This is a genomic window from Candidatus Eisenbacteria bacterium, from assembly GCA_035712145.1.
Classification (GTDB): domain Bacteria; phylum Eisenbacteria; class RBG-16-71-46; order RBG-16-71-46; family RBG-16-71-46; genus DASTBI01.
Genome location: DASTBI010000187.1, coordinates 56,597 through 77,932, shown reverse-complemented (window position 1 = coordinate 77,932; position 21,336 = coordinate 56,597). Strand labels below are relative to the sequence as shown.

The window sequence follows — 21,336 nt, the reverse complement described above, 5'->3', positions numbered from 1 at the left end:
CAGGGCGAGTTGATGGCTCAGTGAACGTCCTCGGGGACGTCCTCCACTCCCAGCAGCTTAGCAACCCATTTGCGTACGGCTGGCGCGACGCTCTGGAAGTCCACGCTTGCATGGGGGCCCGTGGGATCGCTCCAGAGACCCATCTGGGCGCATCGAAGGCAAATCAGAGCCTTGGTGGTTCCCTTGGAGCCACTCAGCAACAGTCCGACTCCAGGATTAAAACTGCAGAGCTTCTTGTCGGTGTCGAGGCCTCCATAGAGCCTCGGGTCTTCGAGGATCGCTGCCAGGGTGTCGACATTCTCCCGTGGCGGGACAGGGAGCTCGTTCGTGATTCGAAATGCCCGGAAGATGGAGGTGGAGTCGAAACTCTGCGTAGGATCGCTCGCGATCCGAAACGCTCGAATCGAGGTGCTCTCCTGAACGCGGTGGATGAGACCGCGGTTGGGCCGCGTTCGATGGCGGGCGATGAACCCGGCATCGTGGGGGTCCTCGAGTCTTAGCGTGACCTGGGAGGCCTTGCCGGCGCTGACGTTCACAGAGCGCTCAGCGGCGGGGACGCCAATCATCATCGCACGCACCTTCCAATGGCCGGGCGGAATGTTCCGGAATGCGAACCGCCCCTTCTCGTCGGTGATTGCGCCCTGGCGACTCCCGATCAGCACGACGTTGATGTAGGGCGGCCCCATCTTCTTCCCAACCAGCACCGAGCCTTCGATTGCCCCCGTGGTGTCCACAGCGGCTCCTGCCTCGGCGCCCACCGATGGGACAATTCCGGCGAAGACCGCCGCGATCAGGGTTCTCCAGAGTGGGCTCATCGATCTTGCCTCACTTGATATAGTCGGCGTCTCATGGCCATCGACACCACCGATCCCGCCCTGCCCATGACGCCGCCGATCGCCCGCCCCGCCGCCACCGGGCTCACCGACATCATCATCCGCGGGGCGCGCGAGCACAATCTCCAGAACCTCACGCTGCGGCTGCCGCGCCAGAGCCTGGTGGTCATCACCGGCGTCTCCGGGTCCGGGAAGTCGTCGCTGGCCTTCGACACGCTGTACGCCGAGGGGCAGCGGCGCTACGTCGAGTCGCTCTCGGCTTATGCGCGGCAGTTCCTCGGGCAGATGGAGAAACCCGAAGTCGACGCCATCGAAGGCCTGTCCCCGGCGATCGCCATCGAGCAGCGCAGCGCAGGATCGAACCCGCGCTCGACGGTCGCGACCATCACGGAGGTCTACGACTACCTTCGCCTGATGTTCGCGCGGCTCGGCGTCCAGCACTGCGTGAGCTGCGGCACCCGGCTCGCTCGCCAGAGTGTCGAGGAGATGGTCGACCAGATCCTCGCCCAGTGCGCGGGGCAGCGCATCGCGCTGCTGGCGCCGATCGTGCGCGGGCGCAAGGGCGAATACCGGAAGGAGATGGAGGAGGCTCGCCGGCAGGGCTATCTGCGGGCCCGGGTCGACGGCCAGTGGGTCGAGCTCGAGGATCCGCCGAAGCTCGCGCGCTACAAGCGCCACGACCTCGACATCGTGGTCGACCGCGTGACCGTCGAGGAGCGCGTCCGCGCCCGCCTCGCCGATTCGATCGAGGCCGCGCTCAAGCTCGCCGAAGGGATGATGACGGTGTCGCGCGAGAAGGGCCAGGACCTGGTGTTCAGCCAGGGCGCGGCCTGTCCGAAGTGCGGCGCCAGCGTGGATCCGGTCGAGCCGCGAAGCTTCTCGTTCAACTCGCCCTTCGGCGCGTGCAAGACGTGCGATGGACTGGGAACGCTGCTCAAGGTGGATCCCGAGCGGGTCGTGCCCGACCCGAGTCTCAGCCTCGAGGCCGGTGCGGTGGCGGCCTGGGGCGATGCCGCGGGCACGTGGGTGGGCGGCACCATGCGCGCGCTGGCCAAGACATACGGTTTCTCGCTCAAGACCCCGTGGAAGAAGCTTCCGCAAAAGGCACGCTCGCTCATCCTCCACGGCTCGGAGGGCAAGGAGCTGCGCTTCGAGTTCAAGATGAAGCGCGGAAGCTCATGGGTCCACCACGGCACCTACGAAGGCGTGCTCAACAACCTCGAGCGCCGCTACCGCGAGACCGGGAGCGAAGGCATCCGGCGCTGGATCGCGAGCCTCATGAATCCGACGCCATGTCCGTTATGTCGCGGGCAGCGGCTCAAGCCGGAGAGCCTGGCGGTGACCATCGAAAGCCGCAACATCGCCGAATGGACCGCGCTCTCGGTGAGCGCCGCGCGGCGCGATCTGGCGGTGCTGCGCTTCGAAGGCGGCGCGGCGACCATCGCCGAGCCGATCCTCAAGGAGCTGTCGAGCCGCCTCCAGTTCCTCGACGACGTCGGGCTCGGCTACCTCACGCTCGACCGCACCGCGGCCACGCTGGCCGGTGGCGAGGCTCAGCGCATCCGTCTCGCCACCCAGATCGGATCTCAGCTCACCGGGGTCCTCTACATCCTCGACGAGCCCTCGATCGGTCTCCATCATCGCGACAACCGCCGCCTGCTCGAGACGTTGCTGCGATTGCGCGACCTCGGCAATACCGTGGTGGTCGTGGAGCACGATCGCGACACCATGGAAGCCGCCGACTGGCTGGTCGACCTCGGTCCCGGCGCCGGCCGCCACGGTGGGCGTCTCGTCGCGCAAGGCCGGCCTTCCGAGGTGCGGGACGATCCCGAGTCGCTCACCGGCCAGTACCTCGCGGGCCTGCGCACCATCCCTTGTCCCGCGTTCCGCCGTCCGAGCCAGGGCAAGGCGATCGAAGTGCTGGGAGCCCGTGCGCACAACCTGAAACAGGTCGACGTGGCATTCCCGCTCGGCTGCTTCACCTGCGTCACCGGAGTCTCGGGGTCGGGCAAGAGCACGCTCGTGAACGACATCCTGCTGGCGGCGCTCGAGCGGCGTCTCGGCGTGATGGGGGCCGCGCCCGGAGCGCATCGCGACCTCAAGGGCGTGGAGCACGTCGACAAGGTGGTGGCCATCGACCAGAGCCCGATCGGGCGCACGCCCCGCTCGAACCCGGCCACGTACACCGGCGTCTTCGGGTTCATCCGCGACCTGTTCGCCAATCTTCCGGAATCCAAGGTGCGGGGCTATGCGCCCGGACGATTCTCGTTCAACGTCAAAGGCGGACGCTGCGAGCACTGCCAGGGCGACGGGCTCAAGAAGATCGAGATGCACTTCCTTCCCGACGTGTTCGTGAAGTGCGACGTGTGTCATGGTCGCCGCTACAACCGGGAGACGCTCGAGGTGCTCTACAAGGGGCGCTCGATCGCGGACGTGCTCGAGATGACGGTGGAAGAGGCGCTCGAGTTCCTCGGCGCCGTGCCGCCCGTCCGCCGCAAGCTCGAGACGCTGAAAGGGGTGGGGCTCGGCTACATCCACCTCGGCCAGTCGGCCACGACCCTCTCGGGCGGCGAGGCGCAGCGAGTCAAGCTCGCGGCGGAGCTGTCACGGGTCGAGACCGGCCGCACCCTGTACATCCTCGACGAGCCGACCACGGGTCTCCATTTCGAGGACGTGCGCGTGCTGCTGGAGGTGCTGCAGGCGCTGGTCGGCCGCGGCAACACGGTGGTGGTCATCGAGCACAACCTCGACGTCATCAAGTGCGCCGACTGGATCGTGGACCTCGGACCCGAGGGCGGTGACGCCGGCGGGCGCGTCGTCGCGGCCGGGACACCGGAGCAGGTGGCCCGGGCCGGCGGCTCGTATACCGGTCAGGCATTGCGCGAGCAGCTGTGACAGGACCTGGCTTTGGGCTTGCGTGGCGAGCGCCATCCATGGCGATAATCGCTGCGCCCGCACGCGAAGGGTGAACCAGGAGGCCGCACCATGAACCCGACGACACCCGCGACCGCCGAATCCACCGTGAAGAGCACCCAGACGCGCCCGCGAACCATGCGCGCCGTGGTGAAGGGGAAGCCGGGTCCCGGCGCCGAGTTCCGGGAAGTTCCGGTTCCCGCCTGCGGGCCCGGCCAGCTTCTGCTCAAGGTGAAGCGCGCGGGCGTGTGCGGAACCGATCTTCACATCCATAGCTGGGATCGCTGGTCGCAGGAGCGCATCAAGCCGCCGGTCACGCTGGGCCACGAGTTCGTGGGCGAGATCGTCGAAGTGGGAGCGGGCGTCAGCGAGTTCAAGATCGGCGGCCGCGTGTCGTGCGAGAGCCACATCGTCTGCAACCACTGCGTGGCCTGCCGCACCGGGAACGGCCATGTTTGCGAGAACACCCGCATCCTGGGCGTCGACGTGAACGGCGGGTTCGCCGAGTACGTGGCGGTCCCCGCGGTCAACGCCTGGCGGGCGCCCGGCAACATCCCGATCGAGGTCGCGGCGGTCATGGAGCCGCTCGGCAATGCGGTGCACACCGCGTTCGCGGGGCCGATCTCGGGTTGCAACCTGGCGGTCACCGGCTGCGGGCCGATCGGCCTGTTCGCGATCGGTGTCGCCAAGGCGGCGGGGGCGGCTCGGGTATTCGCCAGCGACATCTCTCCTTACCGCCTCGATCTCGCGCGCCAGATGAAAGCCGACGCGGTGATCGACGTGTCGAAGGAGTCGTTCGTGGACCGTTGCCGCGAGCTGACCGGCCGCGCCGGGCTCGACGGCGTGCTCGAGATGTCGGGCGATCCTTCCGCGGTGCGGGACGGGCTGGCCGCGCTGCGCAGCGGAGGCCGCCTGTCGTTCCTGGGGCTTCCGAAGGAGCCTTTCGATCTCGACTGGAACCGTCTGGTGATCTTCAAGGGCGCGACCATCCACGGGATCATCGGCCGTCGCATGTACGAGACCTGGTACCAGATGCACAACCTGCTGTCGTCGGGCCGCCTGGACATCCGGCCGACGATCACGCACGTGATGCCGATGGAGAAGTTCGACGAGGCGATCGATTTGCTCCGCGCCGGCAAAGCCGGGAAGGTTGTGCTGGTGCCGTGGGGAGAGGAGAGCTGAGCATTGACGCTGCGGCCGATCGTTCTTGTCGCTTTCAGTCTCATGTCGATCGCTTCCAGCGCCCCGCGAGGGTATGGAGACCGAGCCGGCTTCCAGATCGTGCCTCCGCACGCTCGGATCGAGGCTGGAGCATCCCAAGTCTTCAAGATCGCCCCTGCGGACCCGGAAGGTGCGAAGGGAGAGATCCGATGGACTGCGCTCGGTGGAGGCGGTATCGGCGGGACGAGCGGCATCTACCGAGCACCCTTCGTCGTGCCTGCCCCTGGTGTTCGCGCGCGAATCCTTTGCGTGCGAGGACCCAAGGGCGACGTTGATACGGCCGAAGCCTGGGTGGAACTGGTTCCGGGAGCGATTCCCGGCGCAAGCGACTGCCTCGGGACCAACCAGAAGTGGGCCGCCGACGGTTCAAGCCTCGATTATGTGCCCGTGGACGAGCTTCCCGAGGTCCTGAATCGCGTGAATCCCGAGGTTCCTGCCTCCGTGAAGGCGCGCAAGCTGACCGGATCCGGCGTGGTGAACGCTCTGGTGTGCCGGTCCGGACGGGTTCTCGATGCGTGGGTTCAGTGGGGGGTCGGCGCGACACCCGTGCCGGAAATCGAAGACCTCGAAGTCGAAGCAGTGAAGCAATGGGTCTTCAAACCCGGAAAGATCGGGAACGAGCCGGTCGCGACGACCGTCGCCATTCCTTTCCGTTTCCCACCTCCGTAAGGATGACAGCATGTTCGATCAGATGAAGTCGCACCTCCAGACCGAGCTCGCCAAGATCAAGGACGCCGGGCTGTGGAAGGACGAGCGCGTCCTGGCATCGCCCCAGGGGCCCGAAGTCGAGCTGGCCGACGGGCGCAAGGTGCTCGTGCTGTGCGCGAACAACTATCTCGGGCTGTCGAGCGATCCCCAGGTGATCGCGGCGGCGCACCGCGCCATCGATGAGCGCGGATACGGACTCTCGTCCGTGCGCTTCATCTGTGGCACGCAGGACCTCCACAAGTCGCTCGAGAAGAAGATCGCCGAGTTCCTGAAGACCGAGGACACCATCCTGTATGCGGCGTGCTTCGACGCCAACGGCGGGCTCTTCGAGCCGCTGCTCGGCGAGGAGGACGCGATCATCTCCGACGAGCTGAACCACGCCTCGATCATCGACGGCGTGCGCATGTGCAAGGCCCAGCGGTGGCGCTACAAGAACAACGACATGGCCGATCTCGAGCGCTGCCTGAAGGAAGCGGTCGCCAAGGGGGCGCGGTACCGCCTGATCGCCACCGACGGCGTGTTCAGCATGGATGGCGTGATCGCCGATCTGAAGTCGATCTGCGACCTGGCCGACCGCTACGAAGCCTTGGTGATGGTCGATGACTGCCATGCCACGGGCTTCATGGGCAGGACCGGGCGTGGGAGCACGGAGCACTGTGGCGTGATGGGCCGCGTCGACATCATCACCGGCACGCTCGGCAAGGCCCTGGGTGGCGCGCTCGGCGGATTCACCACCGGACGGCGGGAGGTCATCGACCTGCTGCGCCAGCGCTCGCGGCCCTATCTCTTCTCCAACACCTTGCCGCCCGCCGTCGTCGGGGCGAGCCTCGCGGTGCTCGACCGACTCTCGGCGACCACGGAGCTGCGGGACCGTCTCGAATCCAACACACGCTTCTTCCGTGAAGGCCTGACCCAGGCGGGCTTCGACATCAAGCCCGGCACGCATCCCATCGTTCCCATCATGCTCTACGACGAGAAGCTGGCTCACGACATGGCCCGGCGACTGCTCGATCTCGGCATCTATGTCATCGGCTTCTCCTTCCCGGTGGTGCCGCGCGGCCAGGCTCGCATTCGAGTTCAGGTCTCCGCCGCCCACGACCGCGCGCATCTCGAGCGCGCCCTCGCCGCCTTCGCCCAGGTGGGGCAGGAGTTCGGGGTCCTCAAGGGAATCGCGCGGTAGGTTGTAACTCCTTGCTCTCCCCGGAGAGAGCAAGGAACTACAAGACCCCGATCAGTTCGGCCGTCGTGGCGCAATCGCGGGCGACAGGAGCGCTCGTCGATTCAATCCCCCATGCGAGATTGATCTCGTCGCCTTGATCGCCTCGCAGCCATCGGGTAACGTCCGCGCGTTTCGCACCCCACAGGAGCGCTTCGTGCATCCCGCCACCGCCCTCAAGCACACCCCTTTTCACGCACAGCATCGAGCCGCCGGCGCCAAGCTGGTGGATTTCGCCGGCTTCGAGATGCCCCTGCGCTATACCGGGGACGTGCGGGAGCATCGGGCGGTCCGCGAGGCGGTGGGCCTGTTCGACGTCTCCCACATGGGCGAGTTCCTGGTGCGTGGCGACCAGGCGATCGACTTCGTGAACCGCATGGTCACCAATGACGTGGCCGCGCTGGAGCCGGGGCAGGCGCTCTACTCGCCGATGTGCCGCCCGGAAGGCGGCGTCGTCGATGACGTTCTGGTCTATCGCTTCAAGGACCACCTGATGATGGTGGTGAACGCCTCGAACGTCACCAAGGACTTCGCCTGGCTCGACGAGCGCCGGCCCCAGGGCGTCGAGCTGGTCGACCGTTCCGACGAGACGGCGCTCCTGGCGCTGCAGGGACCGCGCGCGCCGGAGGTGCTGCGCGGCCACGTGCCGGACGCGGCGCTCGACCTCGGCTACTACCGGTTCTGCGAAGGACCGCTGTTCGGCGAGCCCGCGGTGATCTCCCGCACCGGGTATACGGGAGAGGACGGCTTCGAGCTCTACTTCCATCCGCGGCACGCCATCGCCGTGTGGGAGGGGCTGATGGAAGCCGGCCGGCCGCACGGACTCGATCTGGTGGGGCTCGGGGCGCGCGACTCGCTGCGTCTCGAGATGGCCTACATGCTCTACGGCAACGATCTCGACGACACCACGTCGCCGCTCGAAGCCGGTCTGGCATGGACCGTCAAGCTCGGCAAGCCGGACTTCATGGGAAGAGGCGCGCTGCTCGAGCAGAAAGAGAAGGGCCTGCCCCGCAAGCTGGTCGGCATCGAGGCGGAAGGCCGGCGTGTGCCGCGGCACGGCATGGCCGTGGAAGCGGAAGGCCGCAAGGTCGGCGTGGTGACGAGCGGCGGATTCGGACCGAGCCTCGAGAAGGCCATCGGGATGGCGTACGTCGAGCCCGGAGTCGCTGCGATCGGGAGTCCTCTGAGCGTGTCCGCCGGATCGACGAGCATTCCGGCGCGCGTGGTGAAACGTCCTTTCTATACGCAGGGCTCGCACCGCTGAGTCGGGGTGCGAAGCGGAGGGTTGGGTGTCGTCCTATCCGAACGACGTGCGGTACACGAACGAGCACGAGTGGGCTCGGCTCGAGGATGGAGTGATCACGGTGGGCATCACCAGTTACGCCACCGAGCAGCTCGGTGACGTGGTGTTCGTCGAACTGCCCAACGTGGGCCAGTCGCTCGAGGCGTCGAAGCCCTTCGGGGTGGTGGAAGCGGTGAAGACCGTGAGCGATCTGTACGCACCGGTCTCGGGCGAGGTCGTGGAGATCAACGCATCGCTCACCGACAACCCCGCCCTGGTCAACCAGTCGCCCTATGGCGAAGGCTGGATGCTGAAGCTCAAGCCCTCGAATCCCGACGAGGTCAAGCGCCTGATGAGCAGCGACGACTATCAACGCTTCCTCGAGGAACATCACGCGTGAGCTACATCGGCAGAACCCAGGACGAAGAAAAACGAATGCTGGCATCGATCGGCGTGGCATCGGCCGAGGCGCTGATCGAGGCCCTTCCCGCCGAGGTCCGGCTGGAAAAGCCGCTGCGAAGCCCGGGCCCGCTCTCCGAGATCGAAGCGCGCCGGCAATTCGGCGACTGGGCGCGGCTCAATGCCGCCGATCGGGCGGTCTCGTTCATGGGCGGCGGCGTCTACGACCATTACATCCCCGCCGCCGTGGATGCACTGGCGGGGCGTTCGGAATTCGCGACCGCGTACACGCCGTACCAGCCGGAGGTCGCTCAGGGAACGCTGACCGCGATCTACGAGTTCCAGAGCATGATCGTGGAGCTCACGGGCATGGACGTGGCGAACGCCTCGATGTACGACGGCGCCACCTCGGTGGTCGAAGCCGCTCTGCTGTCGCGCCACCACACCCGCCGGCGCCGCGTCGTGGCGTCCGGCAGCCTGCATCCACACTACCTCGCCGTGCTGCGCACGTACCTCGGCGATGACCTGCAGGTCGTGGACGCCCCCAGCGGACGCTGGACGTCCGAGGCTCTGAAGGCCGCGTTGTCGCCGGAAGTGGCGTGTGTCGCCTACGCGCACCCGAACTTCTTCGGCCTGCTCGAGAATCCGGCCACGTGGAACACGCTCGCGCACGAGGCCGGGGCGCTGGCCATCGCCTGCTGCGATCCCATCGCGCTCGCATGGCTCGAGCCTCCGGGTGCGCTCGAAGGCGCGGCCCGCGCCGATCTGGTGGTGGGCGAGGCCCAATCGCTCGGCAACGCGCCGAGCTTCGGCGGTCCCCTCCTGGGCTACTTTGCCTGCACGCAGGCGCTGGTGCGGCGCATGCCCGGCCGCATCGCCGCCGAGACCGTCGATCGTCACGGCCGGCGTGGATTCGTGCTCACGCTGCAGACCCGCGAGCAGCACATCCGGCGCGAGAAGGCCACGTCGAACATCTGCACCAACCAGGGACTCCTCGCGCTGCGCGCCACCATTCACCTGGCGCTCCTCGGCCGTGAAGGCCTGCGCGAGGTGGCCGAGCTATGCGTCCAGAAGACGCATCACGCCGCCGAGCTGGCGGAGAAGATCCCGGGATACCGGCGCGCGCACGACGGCGCTTACTTTCGGGAGCTGGTGCTCGAATGCCCGGTCGACGCGGCGCGCGTGATCGAGGCCGGGATCGAGCGTGGCGTCCTGCCGGGCGTCGACCTGGGTCAATTCCGTCCCGAGTGGAAACGCTGGCTGCTGGTCGCGGTCACCGAGCAGCGCACCGCGGGCGATCTCGAACGCTGGGCCGAGACCTTGCGCGCGGCGGGGGCGAGATGAACCTCGAGCGCCGGCTGCTGATCGAGCAGGGAGGACCGGGTCATCGCGGACCGAGCCTGCCCGCCTGCGACGTGCCGACCCGGCCGCTGGCGCAGCTGCTGCCAGGGGCGCGGCTGCGCGCCTCGCTCGACCTGCCGCAGGTGAGCGAGCCCGAGGTGGTGCGCCACTTCATCGAGCTATCCATCCTGAACCACCACATCGACCGCGGCTTCTATCCGCTCGGCTCGTGCACCATGAAGCACAACCCGAAGATCAACGACGAGATCGCCGCCGCCCACGGCTTCGCGCGCGCCCATCCGCTGTCGAGCGACGCCGTCAGCCAGGGCGCGCTGCGCGTCATCCACGAGCTGCAGAAGGCGCTGGCCGAGATCACCGGTTTCGCCGCGGTGACGACTCAACCCGCAGCCGGCGCGCAAGGAGAGATGACCGGCCTCTTGCTGATCCGCGCCTGGCATCGCGCGCGAGGGGAAGGGGACAAGCGGCACTTCGTGCTGGTCCCGGACTCGGCTCACGGCACCAATCCGGCGACCTCGACGCTGGTGGGATTCGAGACCGTCACCGTGCCTTCGAGCGAGGCCGGGACGGTGAGCCTCGATGCTCTGTCCAAGGCGCTCGATGATCGCACCGCGGCGGTGATGCTCACGGTGCCGAACACGCTGGGCCTCTTCGAGCCCCAGATCCGCGAAGTCACGGCCATGGCGCATCGGGCGGGCGCGCAGGTCTACATGGACGGCGCCAACATGAACGCGCTGGTCGGCCTCGTGAAGCCGGCCGACCTCGGCTTCGACGTGATGCACATCAACCTCCACAAGACCTTCTCGACGCCGCACGGCGGCGGCGGCCCCGGCGCCGGCCCGGTCGCGGTGGCGAAGCACCTCGAGCCGTTCCTGCCCACTCCCGTCCTCCACGAGAGCGACGGCATGCTGCGGTGGATTCACGACCGGCCGCAGACCATTGGCCGAATCCACTCGTTCCACGGCAACTTCGGCATCCTGGTGCGCGCGCTCGTCTACCTCTCGAGCCTGGGGCCCGAGGGGCTGCGCCAGGTGAGCCGCACCGCGATCCTCAACGCCAACTACCTCATGCGGCGCCTGCAGAAGAGCTATGAGCTGCCCTACGAGCAGGCGTGCATGCACGAATTCGTGCTCTCGGGGCGGCGATTGCGGGCCCATGGCATCAAGACCCTGGACGTCGCCAAGCGCCTGCTCGACTTCGGCGTGCACGCGCCCACCGTGTACTTCCCGCTGATCGTCGAAGAAGCGCTGATGATCGAGCCCACCGAGACCGAGACGCTGGATCGTCTCGATCACTTCGCCGAAGCCATGGAGCGGATCGCGCGCGAGGCCGCCGAGAATCCCGACTTGCTGCGCGATGCGCCGCTGACGACCCCGATCAGCCGGCTGGACGAAGGCCGCGCCGCGCGGGAGCTCAAGCTTCACTGGAAGGCCGCCAAGGCGGCGCCGAGCCCGGCACAGGCGATGACGTCACGCGCATGACGACATCGTGGCTCGAGTGGTCCTACAACCCGTGGCGGGATCGCCCCGGACGGGCGGCCGCGGCGCTCGTGGCGGCGCTCGCGTGCTGTCTGCTCGCGACCTCGCTTGGATTGCCGGGCATCCCCACGCTGATTCTCTGCGTGGTGTGTGTGGCGACGCTGGCGGCGGGATTCGTTCCCGTGCAGTGCCGCCTCGACGAGTCCGGCGTGGTGCGGAAGAGCGGCTGGCTCGCCGAACGCCGGGCGTGGGACCAGCTGCGCCGCGCGGTGCGCCGGACGGACGGCGTCTGGCTCTCGCCTTATCGGAGCCAGCACTGGCTCGACGCCTACAGGGCGCTGTTCCTGCCGTTTCCCGCCGGCACCGGTGCGCCGGCCCGCGAAACGCTGGACCAGATCCTGGAGCGCCATGGCCTCTGAGACGCTGACGCAGGACGAGCGCGGCCTGCTCGACCGCCTCGCCGCGCGCGTGGTCGAGCTGCGCATGGAGCTGCCCGCCATTCTCACGCTCGAGAGCGGGAAGCCGCTCTCGCTGCTCGCCGGTCAGGCGCTGATCTTCTTCGAGCCGTTCATCCAGACGGTGTTCTCGTTCCCCGACTATCGCCGCTTTGCGCAGCTCATCGAGCGCCGCGAGGCGGTCGAGGCCCTGATCCAGAGCATCGAGCGCCACGCCGACGACGCCCGGCTGGCGCGCCAGGCGGCCAAGGCCGGCGCCGCCAGGACGCCACCCGAAGCGCGAGGTTGAGCCACTCGCCCATGGAGATCCGCCCCGAGTCCATCCGCTCCATCCTCGCCACCGACTGCGGATCCACGACCACCAAGGCGATCCTGATCGAGAAGCGCGGAGATCATTTCCGGCTGGTGGTGCGCGGCGAGGCGCCGACCACGGTCGAGGCGCCCTTCGAGGACGTGACTCGCGGCGTGCTCAATGCGGTGCGCGAGGTGGAAGAGCTGGCGGGACGGCGCATTCTCGACGGCGACCGGATCATCACTCCGCAGCAAGGCGATCAGGGCGTCGACCTCTACGTCACGACGTCGAGCGCCGGCGGCGGGCTCCAGATGATGGTGTCGGGGCTGGTGCTGCAGATGACGGGCGAGAGCGCCCAGCGCGCGGCGCTCGGCGCCGGCGCGATCGTGATGGATGTGATCGCGCTGAACGACGGACGGCGGCCGCACGAGAAGATCCGGCGGTTGCGGCAGCTTCGCCCCGACATGATCCTGCTCTCCGGCGGGACCGACGGCGGCGACACCAAGCGCGTGGTGGAGATGGCCGAGATCCTCGCCGCGGCCGATCCCAAGGCGCGCCTCGGCGCCGGCTACGAGCTGCCGGTGATCTACGCCGGTAATCGCGACGCGGCCTCCATGGTGCAGGACACGCTGGGCGGCCGGACCGCCTTGTCGGTGGTGCCCAACCTGCGGCCCGCGCTCGAGCGTGAGAATTTGGGTCCCGCGCGCGACGCCATCCACGAGCTGTTCATGGAGCACGTGATGGCGCATGCACCCGGATACAAGAAGCTGATGGGGATGAGCCCCGTGCCGATCATGCCGACGCCGGGCGCGGTCGGAATCATCATCGAGAAGGTGGCGAAGCGCGATCGCCTGTCGGTGGTCGGCGTCGACATCGGTGGCGCCACGACCGACGTGTTCTCGGTGTTCCAGGAGGTCTTCAACCGCACCGTCTCCGCCAACCTCGGCATGAGCTATTCGGTGTCGAACGTCATGGCCGAAGCGGGCATCGACAACATCCTGCGCTGGGTGCCCTTCGACGTCGACGAGCTCGAGCTGCGCAACCGGATCAAGAACAAGATGATCCGGCCCACCACGATCCCGCAGACCCTCGAAGATCTGGTGATCGAGCAGGCGATCTCGAGGGAGGCCCTGCGCCTGGCCTTCGACCAGCACAAGATGCTGGCCACCGGCCTCAAGGGCGTGCAGACCGAGCGCACCATCTCCGACATCATGGCGCAATCGCAGAGCGGGGCCACGCTCGTGAATCTGCTCGACCTCGGTTTGCTGGTGGGATCCGGCGGGGTGCTGTCGCACGCGCCGCGCCGCGTGCAGGCGGCGATGATGATGATCGACGCCTTCCTGCCCGAGGGCCTGACCCAGCTCGCGGTCGACAGCATCTTCATGGCGCCCCAGCTCGGGGTGCTCTCCACCGTGCACGAGCAGGCCGCGGCCGAGGTGTTCGAGCGCGACTGCCTGATCCGCCTCGGCGCCGTGCTCGCCCCCCTGGGCGGGGGCAAGCAGGGGCATCCCTGTGTGACCGTCGAAGTCGCCTCCGCCGGCGCGCCCGTCAACCGCCGCGTGCCGTTCGGAGAGATGGCGCTGCTTCCGCTCCCGGCCGAAGGGGAGGCGCGTATCACCGCGGTTCCCGAACGCGGTTTCGACCTCGGCGCCGGGAAGGGCAAGTCGCTGGAGGCGCGGATTCCGGGCGGGGTGGTCGGCCTCATCGTGGACACCCGCGGCCGCCGCCCGTTCGCGCTGCCGGGCACGCCCGCCGAGCGCATCGCCGCGCTGCGCGCCTGGAACCAGGCCCTCGGCATGTACGCGCGGGAGGTCTGATTGGCGCACGCATACACGCCGGGACTGAAGGTCACCGAGCACGCCGTCCTGCGACGGGAGCGCCGGCTTCCGCTCAAGGGTCAGGTGCTCGTGAAGGCCTCCGAGCATGTGAGCGCGAAGACGATCGTCGCCCGCACCGAGCTTCCGGGCAACGTGCAGACCGTCAACATCGCCGCCAAGCTCGCGATCGATCCCGCCAAGGTCCCCGAGTCTCTGGTGCGTCCGATCGGATCGAGCGTGGAAGCCGGTGAGCTGATCGCCAGCGGCCGGAGCTTGTTCGGACTGATGCAACAAAAGGCGACCGCGCCGAGCCGCGGCACGCTCGAAAGCGTGTCGGGGATCACCGGACAGCTCATCCTTCGCGAACCGCCGATTCCCGTCGAGGTCGACGCCTTCGTCGAAGGTCGCGTGCTGGAGGTCCTGCCGGAGGAAGGCGTGGTGGTCGAGACCGAAGGCACGTTCATCCAGGGGATCTTCGGCGTCGGCGGTGAGACCCAGGGCGAGATCGCGGTGGTGAACGATTCGCCCACCGACGAGCTGCGCAGCGAACACCTGAGCGAGACGCATCGCGGCAAGATCGTGGTGGGCGGGACCCGGGTCTCGCACGCCACTCTGATGCGCGCCAAGTCGCTCGGCGTCGCCGCCGTCGTCGTCGGGGGCTTCGACGATCGCGATCTGCGACTGCTGCTCGGCAGGGACCTCGGAGTGGCCATCACCGGCTCCGAGGATCTCGGCATCACGCTGCTGCTCACCGAAGGCTTCGGTCCCATCCCGATGGCGGATCGCACCTGGAAGCTGCTGAAGGCCCGCGAAGGGCACGCCGCTTCGGTGAGCGGCGCCACCCAGATCCGCGCCGGCGTCATGCGCCCGGAGATCATCGTGCCCACGCGCGGCGAGGTGAAGGCGCGCAAGGCCGCGGCGGTCCATACCGGCGTCGAGGTCGGCTCGCTGCTGCGGGTCATTCGCCAGCCTCACTTCGGACGCATCGGCACCGTGGTGGATCTGCCGCCCGAGCTGAACGAGCTCGAGAGCGGATCCAAGGCGCGGGTGATGATCGTCGAGTTCGTCGACGATCGGAGTCGCGCGGTGGTGCCGCGAGCCAACGTGGAGCTGATCGAGGCATGATCACCCCGGAGAAGTGATGAGATCGACCGCAAGACGAGCCGCGTGGGTGCGCTTCCACGTTGACAGCAACGAATTGCGGTTGTTAGGGTCGCCGCGCAATCTCGAAGCCACGGTCGCATGGCCGTGCTGGTGAGCTGGACCAAGGAGGTACCGGTGCCCCAAACGGGTCCGCGCCTCGCCGTGCGGCTCGCGCCGTTCGCGATGCTGGTCGTGCTCCTGGCGTCGGCTCATCCGGTCCAGGCTCAAGGAACCGCAGCTCCCGACACCGTCCTCGCCGATACCACCGCCGCGACCGGCAGCGATGTCGCTCCTGCTGCTCCTCGTCCACCTTCCAAGCTCACCGTGAAGGACGCCAGCAACGACGCGGGGCGCGCGCTCGAGCTCCAGTGGGTGCGCTCTCCTGACGACCTGCCCGGGCAGAGCCTGGTGACCCAATACCGCCTCGAGCGCGCCTCCGCCCCGAGTGGACCTTGGACGGTGGTGGATTCCGCGAGCGCCGGCAGCGAGAGTCGCGCCGACCAGTCGGTGACCCGCGACACCGACTACTTCTATCGGGTCACCGCGGTCGGACCCGGAGGCATCACCCCGGCGCTCTCGGTCACCGGTCCGGTGCGCGCCACATCACAGTGGATCAACCAGACGCGGTGGAGCGTCCTGATCCTGATGGTGCTGTTCTTCGGCTTCGTGCTGTTCTTCATCTCCCAAGCCCAGGCGGGCAAGGTTCCATTCGTCCGCCGCATTCCGGGAATCGACGCCATCGAGGAAGCCATCGGGCGCGCCACCGAGATGGGCCGTCCCGTGCTCTACGTTCCCGGCATCCTCGACATCGACGAGATCCAGACCGTCGCCGGCCTCGTGATCCTGGAGAGCGTCGCGCGTCTCACCGCCAAGTACGAGACGCCGATCGTGGTGCCGGTCACCTATCCGATCCCGTTCACGATCGCCGAGGAGATGGTCAAGAGCGGGTACCTCCATGCCGGGCGTCCCGAGGGGTACGACCCCAACAGCGTGCGTTTCGTCTCGCCCGAGCAATTCGCCTATACCGCCGCCGTCGGCGGCATCATGCTGCGCGATCGCCCGGCTGCCCACATCTTCATGGGCGCCTTCTACGCGGAATCGCTGCTGCTGGCCGAGACCGGCTTCCAGACCGGCGCGATCCAGGTGGCGGGGACGGCGAACGTCCACCAGCTCCCATTCTTCGTCGTGGCGTGCGATTACACGCTGATCGGGGAGGAGCTCTACGCCGCCAGCGCCTATCTCTCGAAGGAGCCCAAGCTGGTCGGCGCGTTGAAGGGCGCCGATCTCATGAAGATCACGATCCTCATCCTGGTGCTGCTCGGCTGCATCCTCGAAACGGCCAACATCCACGTGCTCACCAACCTGCTGCAGACCCAGTAGGGGAGACCGATGAAGCGCGAGCTGCCCCTCATGATCACGGCCGCGGTCGGTCTGTTCATGATCCTGAGCTTCTTCGTCCCGCATCACGTGGTCAGCGTCCCCGCCGACTTCCTGCAGTCGTCCGCCATCATCATCGTCGCGTTCGGATATGTGCTGGGCGGCGCCAACGTGCTCAAGCTGAACGCCGAAGCCATCTACCGGCGCAATCCGGGATGGATCTACAAGCTGATCCTGGTGGTGGCGCTGATCTCGACCGTGGTCCTCGGCCTCTTCGACGGCTGCAATCGCAAGGGCGCCTTCCTCGAAGAGGGTTCGTCGTCCAAGTGGATCTACGACCAGTTCTACTCGCCGATGTCGGCCACGATGTTCTCCATGCTCGCCTTCTACATCGCGTCCGCCGCGTTCCGAGCGTTCCGCATCCGGACCGTGGAGGCCGGACTCCTGGCGGTCGCGGCGCTCATCGTGATGCTGGGCCGGGTTCCGGTCGGCAGTCTGGCCACCTCCTGGCTTCCAGGATGGCTGCAGCTTCCCACCATGCAGGAGTGGATCATGGAGATCCCGCAGAACGCCGCGAAGCGCGCGATCCTGATCGGCGCGGCGCTCGGCGTGATGGCGACCGGATTGCGGGTGATCCTCGGCATCGAGCGCTCGTACCTGAGCGGGGAGGACTAGCCCGTGCTCCGCTTCATCGAGAACCTCGACCGGCGCTGGCTGTTCCTGCTGATGGGCTTGCTGGTGCTGTTGCCTCTGCTCTTCCCGCTGGCATTGCCGCTCACCGTGTCGCCCCGCGTCCGGAACTTCCACGACGCCATCGCGAAGATTCCCGATGGGTCCACGGTCCTCATGCCTTGCGATTACGACCCCGGCGGCATCCCCGAGATGGTGCCGATGACGCGCACCGCGCTGAAGCAGCTGTTCGACAAGAACTGCAAGGTGGTGGTGATCTGCCTGTGGAACGGCGGGCCCGGCCTGGTCGACCGCGTGGTGCGCGGCGTGGCCCAGGAGAACAACAAGGTCGACGGCGTGGACTGGGTGAACCTCGGGTTCAAGGAAGGCCGCGAGGCGGTCATGCAGGTCATGGGACAAGGGATCGCCAATGCCTTCCCGCGCGACCACAAAGGCCGCGACACGCGCAGCCTGCCCATCATGAAGGGGGTCCGTGACTACTCGAGCTTCCCGCTGCTGGTCAGCATCTCGTCCGGCTATCCGGGGACGAAGGAATGGGTGCAGCAGGTGCAATCGCGCTTTCATCTTCCCATGGTGGCGGGGGTGACCGCGGTCAGCGCGCCCGAGTACTACCCGTACCTCCAGTCCGGGCAGCTCCTGGGATTGCTGGGCGGGATGGCGGGAGCGGCGGAGTACGAGAAGATCCGGAACGAGAAGGGCACGGCGACGCGCGGCATGGATGCCCAGTCGATGGCGCACGTGTTCGTCGCGCTCTGCATCCTGCTCGGCAACTGGGTGCAATGGATGAAGCGGAAGGGAGGCCGGGCGTGAACGTCACCCAGGATCTCTCGATCTGGATCGCGGCGCTCCTCACGCTCGCGATCTTCAGCTTCCTCTACAAGGACAATCCGCTCTACAAATTCGCCGAGCACCTGTTCGTCGGCGTTTCGGCCGGCTACTACATCGTGCTGAACCTCTGGACCGTGATCTCGCCCAATCTTGCGGAGCCGTTGTTCCGCAACGTCATGGGGCGCGAGATGTGGGACGGCGCGGCCTTCACGCCCGACCGGCACGGGCTCTTCAACGTTTCGCTCGGCGACTATCGCGCCTTCCTCTTCCTGCCTGGCCTCCTGGGGGTGCTGCTGTTCGCGCGTCTCTTCGGCCGGATCGGATGGGTCTCGCGGTGGTCTCTGGCCGTGATCATCGGCGTGTACGCCGGCATCAAGACGACCGGGTTCGCGCAGGGAGATTTCGTGGCGCAGGTCCAGGGCAGCCTGCAGCCGTTGTGGACCGGTCAGGTCGGGACATCGATCAACGCCATGGTGTTCACGCTCGGACTCCTGACGTCCCTCTTGTTCTTCTTCTACAGCCGCGAGCACAAGGGGGCGCTGGGCGTGGCATCGAAGCTCGGCATCTTCTTCCTCATGGTCTCCTTCGGCGCCGGGTATGGTTACACCGTGATGTCCCGCGTCTCGCTGCTGATCGGTCGCTTCCAGTTCCTGCTGCAGGACTGGCTCGGCGTCGGGGGCTGAAAGTGCGCCCGTGATCCTCTGGGTGGACGGAGCGCACGATCCCGAAGAGAACATGCGCCGCGACCGCGCGCTCCTGGCCGCCGCCGAGCGCTCCGCCGAGCCGGTCCTCCGGCTCTTCACATTCCACCCGCATGGAATCACGCTCGGCGCGCGCGAGCATCCCGACATGGCACTCGATCTCGATCGCTGCCGGACCGACGACATTCCGTGGGCGGTGCGCCCGACCGGTGGCCGGGCGATCTTTCACGCGGAGGAGTGGACCTACTCGCTGGCGGCGCCGATCGACGATCCGCGCTGGGGAGGCACACAGAGCGAGGCCTACCACCGCGTCAGCCGGCTGATCGTCGACGCTCTGCGCGGCCTGGGAGTTCCGGCCGAGCTCGTGCGTCCGGGCCGCAGCGCGTCCCTGGCGTCGGCGGCTGCCTGCTTCGCCTCCACGGCGCGTCACGAGATCGAAGTGAATGGGCGCAAGCTCGTCGGAAGCGCGCAGCGGCGCACGATGCGGGGCCTGCTCCAGCAGGGCAGCATCCTGCTCGGGGACGGACACCTGAGGCTCGCCGACTACGTGCGGCCCAGCGAGCGCCCGGGGCTCTCGGCACGGCTGGCCGAATCCGCATGCCACGCCGGGCCTTGGCTCGGCGGGCGCGTGGACCTTCACGCATGGGCCGGCGCCCTGCAGCCGTTCCTCGGCGCCGACACCAGGCGCTACGAAGGGGCGGATGGCCTGTTTCTGTTGACGCTCGAAAATCCGCGTTCCTATACTGCTGCGCTCGCGCAACTCGCACGATGACAAGGAGTCCGGAGGAGGGAGAGATCATGAGGACGATCGGTCGCTGGGGAACGGCGCTGCTCCTGCTCGCGGGACTCGGATCCGTGGTCACGGGTTGCGGGGGGCGAAGCGAGGGTCAGGGGGCTTACAAAGACCCGTATCCTCTGCCGGCCGACACGATGACTTACGCGACCGCCGAGATCGGAACCTACGGCGGTCGTTTCGTCCTCGGGCAGACCTCGTCGCCCAAGACCTTCAACGCCATCATGGCCAACGAGACGTCCAGCACGGACGTCACCCAGCTTCTGTTCTGCACGCTGTGGGACTTTCACAACGGCACCCAGCAGGAGATCCCGTACCTCGCCAAATCGAAGGAGGTGAGCGCGGACGGGCTGACCCACACCTGGCACCTGCGCCGGGGCGCCGCTTTCTCGGACGGCCATCCCATCACGTCCGCGGATGTCATGTTCAGCTTCAAGGTCGCGTACGACTCGACGCTCCACCCGTCGATCCAGGACCTCCTGATCGTGAACGGCAAGCCCATGGAAGTCTCGGCGCCCGACTCGTACACGGTGGTGACCAAGATCGTGTCGCCGTACGCCATGATCAACGCCGCGATCGGGTCGCTCCGCATCATGCCCAAGCACATCCTCCAGGCCGTGTACGACAAGGGCGACTTCGCCGCGGCGTACAACAGCAGCACTTCTCCAGACAGCCTGGTGACCAGCGGGGCGTGGAAGCTCAAGCAGTTCGTTCAGGGGGAGAAGACGGTCCTCACCCGGAACCCCTACTGGTTCGGGGTCGATTCGAAGGGCCACCGCCTGCCGTACCTCGACGAGGTGGTGTTCCTGATCGCGCCCGACCAGAACGCGGCGGCGCTCAAGTTCCAGTCGGGCGAGCTCGACGGCCTCGACAACGTGCGTCCGGAGGACTACCAGAGCTATACCGACCGGCAGGAGAAGGAGAACTTCACGCTCTACGACCTCGGTCCGGCGCTGAACACCAACTTCTTCTTCTTCAACCTCAACAGGGTGCGGAAGCCGGGCGCGGGCAAGAAGGTCGGCCAGCCCCAGGTCGAAGCCGCCAAGTACGCATGGTTCTCGAACCCGGTGTTCCGCCGCGCGGTGTCGATGGCGGTCGACCGAGACGCGCTCATCAAGAGCGTCTACTTCGGCGAAGGGGTCAAGAACTGGTCGACCACGACGCCGGGCAACAAGACCTGGCACTGGCCCGAGCTGCCGCACTACGACTACAACCCCGAGGAGGCCAAGAAGCTTCTCGCCAGCCTGGGGTGGAAGGACAAGAACGGCGACGGCATTCTCGAGGACCAGAACGGCCGAAAGGTCAGCTTCACGCTGAAGACCAACGGCGACAACCTGCTGCGCATGCAGATGTGCAACTTCATCAAGGACGATCTCGCCAAAGTCGGGGTCGAGTGCGTGCCGGCGGGCATGGAATTCAACACGCTGATCACCAACCTGCGCGAGGACTTCCAGTACGAGGCCATCCTGCTCGGCCTGCAGAGCGGCGTGCCTCCCGATCCGGGCATGGGTCAGAACGTCTACCGCTCGAGCGGTCTCACCCATTACTGGAACGTGAAGCAACCGAAGCCCGAGACGGCGGCCGAAGCGAAGATCGATGAGCTGGTGACGGCCAACGTGGGCACGCTCGATATGGCGGAGCGGCGCCGCACCTGGAACGAGATCCAGAAGATCATCAACGACGAGTGCTTCGTGATCTGGCTGCCGACGCTCAAGGCGAAGCTTCCCGTGCGGAACAGGTTTGGCAACATGGAGCCATCGGTGATCCCCCACCGGCTGCTGTGGAACATCGACCGAGTCTTCGTCAAGGCGAAGGGCGTCTGATCACCTAG

At 67.2% G+C, this 21,336-nt stretch carries 19 protein-coding genes; 18 read left to right on the top strand and 1 reads right to left on the bottom strand.

Annotation, left to right across the window (positions count from 1 at the left end; all coding sequences use genetic code 11):
* Positions 1–17: 17 nt before the first annotated feature.
* A complete protein-coding gene (locus VFQ05_13215; GenBank protein ID HET9327719.1) occupies positions 18–815 on the bottom strand; it encodes a carboxypeptidase regulatory-like domain-containing protein in 798 nt (265 codons plus the stop codon).
* Positions 816–848: 33 nt separating this feature from the next.
* On the opposite strand from VFQ05_13215, the gene uvrA reads away from it, so the two are divergent.
* From uvrA to VFQ05_13125, 18 genes are all read left to right on the top strand, one after another.
* Entirely contained in the window at positions 849–3,728 is a 2,880-nt protein-coding gene (gene uvrA, locus VFQ05_13210) for an excinuclease ABC subunit UvrA (protein HET9327718.1), read from the top strand.
* A 90-nt stretch (positions 3,729–3,818) separates the two neighbouring features.
* Positions 3,819–4,928, top strand: a complete 1,110-nt coding sequence (gene tdh / locus VFQ05_13205) for an L-threonine 3-dehydrogenase (protein ID HET9327717.1) — start codon at positions 3,819–3,821, stop codon at positions 4,926–4,928.
* Between the two features lie 330 nt (positions 4,929–5,258).
* Positions 5,259–5,636: an energy transducer TonB gene (locus tag VFQ05_13200; GenBank protein HET9327716.1), complete on the top strand. Its 378-nt coding sequence runs from the start codon at positions 5,259–5,261 to the stop codon at positions 5,634–5,636.
* 10 nt (positions 5,637–5,646) lie between these two features.
* Positions 5,647–6,855: a glycine C-acetyltransferase gene (kbl, locus tag VFQ05_13195; GenBank protein ID HET9327715.1), complete on the top strand. Its 1,209-nt coding sequence runs from the start codon at positions 5,647–5,649 to the stop codon at positions 6,853–6,855.
* Positions 6,856–7,048: 193 nt separating this feature from the next.
* Positions 7,049–8,155, top strand: a complete 1,107-nt coding sequence (gene gcvT, locus VFQ05_13190) for a glycine cleavage system aminomethyltransferase GcvT (protein ID HET9327714.1) — start codon at positions 7,049–7,051, stop codon at positions 8,153–8,155.
* A gap of 25 nt (positions 8,156–8,180) precedes the next feature.
* Positions 8,181–8,573, top strand: a complete 393-nt coding sequence (gcvH, locus tag VFQ05_13185; GenBank protein HET9327713.1) for a glycine cleavage system protein GcvH — start codon at positions 8,181–8,183, stop codon at positions 8,571–8,573.
* Positions 8,570–9,916 (top strand): aminomethyl-transferring glycine dehydrogenase subunit GcvPA, encoded by a 1,347-nt coding sequence (gene gcvPA, locus VFQ05_13180; GenBank protein ID HET9327712.1) that lies wholly within the window; start codon positions 8,570–8,572, stop codon positions 9,914–9,916. Before gcvH ends, gcvPA begins: the two co-directional genes overlap by 4 nt.
* The gene (gene gcvPB, locus VFQ05_13175; protein HET9327711.1) at positions 9,913–11,412 is read left to right on the top strand and encodes an aminomethyl-transferring glycine dehydrogenase subunit GcvPB; all 1,500 of its coding nucleotides are present in this window, start codon (positions 9,913–9,915) and stop codon (positions 11,410–11,412) included. The genes gcvPA and gcvPB overlap by 4 nt, the downstream gene beginning before the upstream one ends.
* Positions 11,409–11,828 carry a hypothetical protein gene (locus tag VFQ05_13170; protein HET9327710.1) on the top strand — a complete coding sequence of 140 codons (420 nt, stop codon included), beginning with the start codon at positions 11,409–11,411 and terminating at the stop codon, positions 11,826–11,828. The genes gcvPB and VFQ05_13170 overlap by 4 nt, the downstream gene beginning before the upstream one ends.
* Positions 11,818–12,153 (top strand): hypothetical protein, encoded by a 336-nt coding sequence (locus VFQ05_13165; protein HET9327709.1) that lies wholly within the window; start codon positions 11,818–11,820, stop codon positions 12,151–12,153. The genes VFQ05_13170 and VFQ05_13165 overlap by 11 nt, the downstream gene beginning before the upstream one ends.
* 11 nt (positions 12,154–12,164) lie before the next feature.
* Entirely contained in the window at positions 12,165–13,973 is a 1,809-nt protein-coding gene (locus VFQ05_13160; protein ID HET9327708.1) for a glutamate mutase L, read from the top strand.
* Entirely contained in the window at positions 13,974–15,098 is a 1,125-nt protein-coding gene (locus VFQ05_13155) for a hypothetical protein (protein ID HET9327707.1), read from the top strand.
* A gap of 153 nt (positions 15,099–15,251) precedes the next feature.
* Positions 15,252–16,496, top strand: a complete 1,245-nt coding sequence (locus VFQ05_13150) for a fibronectin type III domain-containing protein (GenBank protein HET9327706.1) — start codon at positions 15,252–15,254, stop codon at positions 16,494–16,496.
* Positions 16,497–16,505: 9 nt separating this feature from the next.
* Positions 16,506–17,168 (top strand): hypothetical protein, encoded by a 663-nt coding sequence (locus VFQ05_13145; protein ID HET9327705.1) that lies wholly within the window; start codon positions 16,506–16,508, stop codon positions 17,166–17,168.
* A 3-nt stretch (positions 17,169–17,171) separates the two neighbouring features.
* Positions 17,172–17,993 carry a hypothetical protein gene (locus VFQ05_13140; GenBank protein ID HET9327704.1) on the top strand — a complete coding sequence of 274 codons (822 nt, stop codon included), beginning with the start codon at positions 17,172–17,174 and terminating at the stop codon, positions 17,991–17,993.
* On the top strand, positions 17,990–18,694 hold the full coding sequence (locus tag VFQ05_13135; GenBank protein ID HET9327703.1) for a hypothetical protein: 705 nt from the start codon (positions 17,990–17,992) through the stop codon (positions 18,692–18,694). The genes VFQ05_13140 and VFQ05_13135 overlap by 4 nt, the downstream gene beginning before the upstream one ends.
* Positions 18,695–18,704: 10 nt before the next feature.
* Positions 18,705–19,484, top strand: coding sequence for a hypothetical protein (locus VFQ05_13130; protein HET9327702.1), 780 nt, complete (start codon positions 18,705–18,707; stop codon positions 19,482–19,484).
* 26 nt (positions 19,485–19,510) lie between these two features.
* Complete coding sequence (locus VFQ05_13125; protein ID HET9327701.1) at positions 19,511–21,328, top strand: ABC transporter substrate-binding protein; 1,818 nt, start codon at positions 19,511–19,513, stop codon at positions 21,326–21,328.
* The last annotated feature ends 8 nt before the right edge of the window (positions 21,329–21,336 follow it).

Coding starts and splice junctions, on each gene's coding strand:
- VFQ05_13215 (HET9327719.1), bottom strand. CDS start 815: ATGAGCCCACTCTGGAGAACCCTGATCGCGGCGGTCTTCGCCGGAATT.
- VFQ05_13145 (HET9327705.1), top strand. CDS start 16,506: ATGAAGCGCGAGCTGCCCCTCATGATCACGGCCGCGGTCGGTCTGTTC.
- kbl (HET9327715.1), top strand. CDS start 5,647: ATGTTCGATCAGATGAAGTCGCACCTCCAGACCGAGCTCGCCAAGATC.
- tdh (HET9327717.1), top strand. CDS start 3,819: ATGAACCCGACGACACCCGCGACCGCCGAATCCACCGTGAAGAGCACC.
- VFQ05_13165 (HET9327709.1), top strand. CDS start 11,818: ATGGCCTCTGAGACGCTGACGCAGGACGAGCGCGGCCTGCTCGACCGC.
- VFQ05_13160 (HET9327708.1), top strand. CDS start 12,165: ATGGAGATCCGCCCCGAGTCCATCCGCTCCATCCTCGCCACCGACTGC.
- gcvPB (HET9327711.1), top strand. CDS start 9,913: ATGAACCTCGAGCGCCGGCTGCTGATCGAGCAGGGAGGACCGGGTCAT.
- uvrA (HET9327718.1), top strand. CDS start 849: ATGGCCATCGACACCACCGATCCCGCCCTGCCCATGACGCCGCCGATC.
- VFQ05_13125 (HET9327701.1), top strand. CDS start 19,511: ATGAGGACGATCGGTCGCTGGGGAACGGCGCTGCTCCTGCTCGCGGGA.
- VFQ05_13170 (HET9327710.1), top strand. CDS start 11,409: ATGACGACATCGTGGCTCGAGTGGTCCTACAACCCGTGGCGGGATCGC.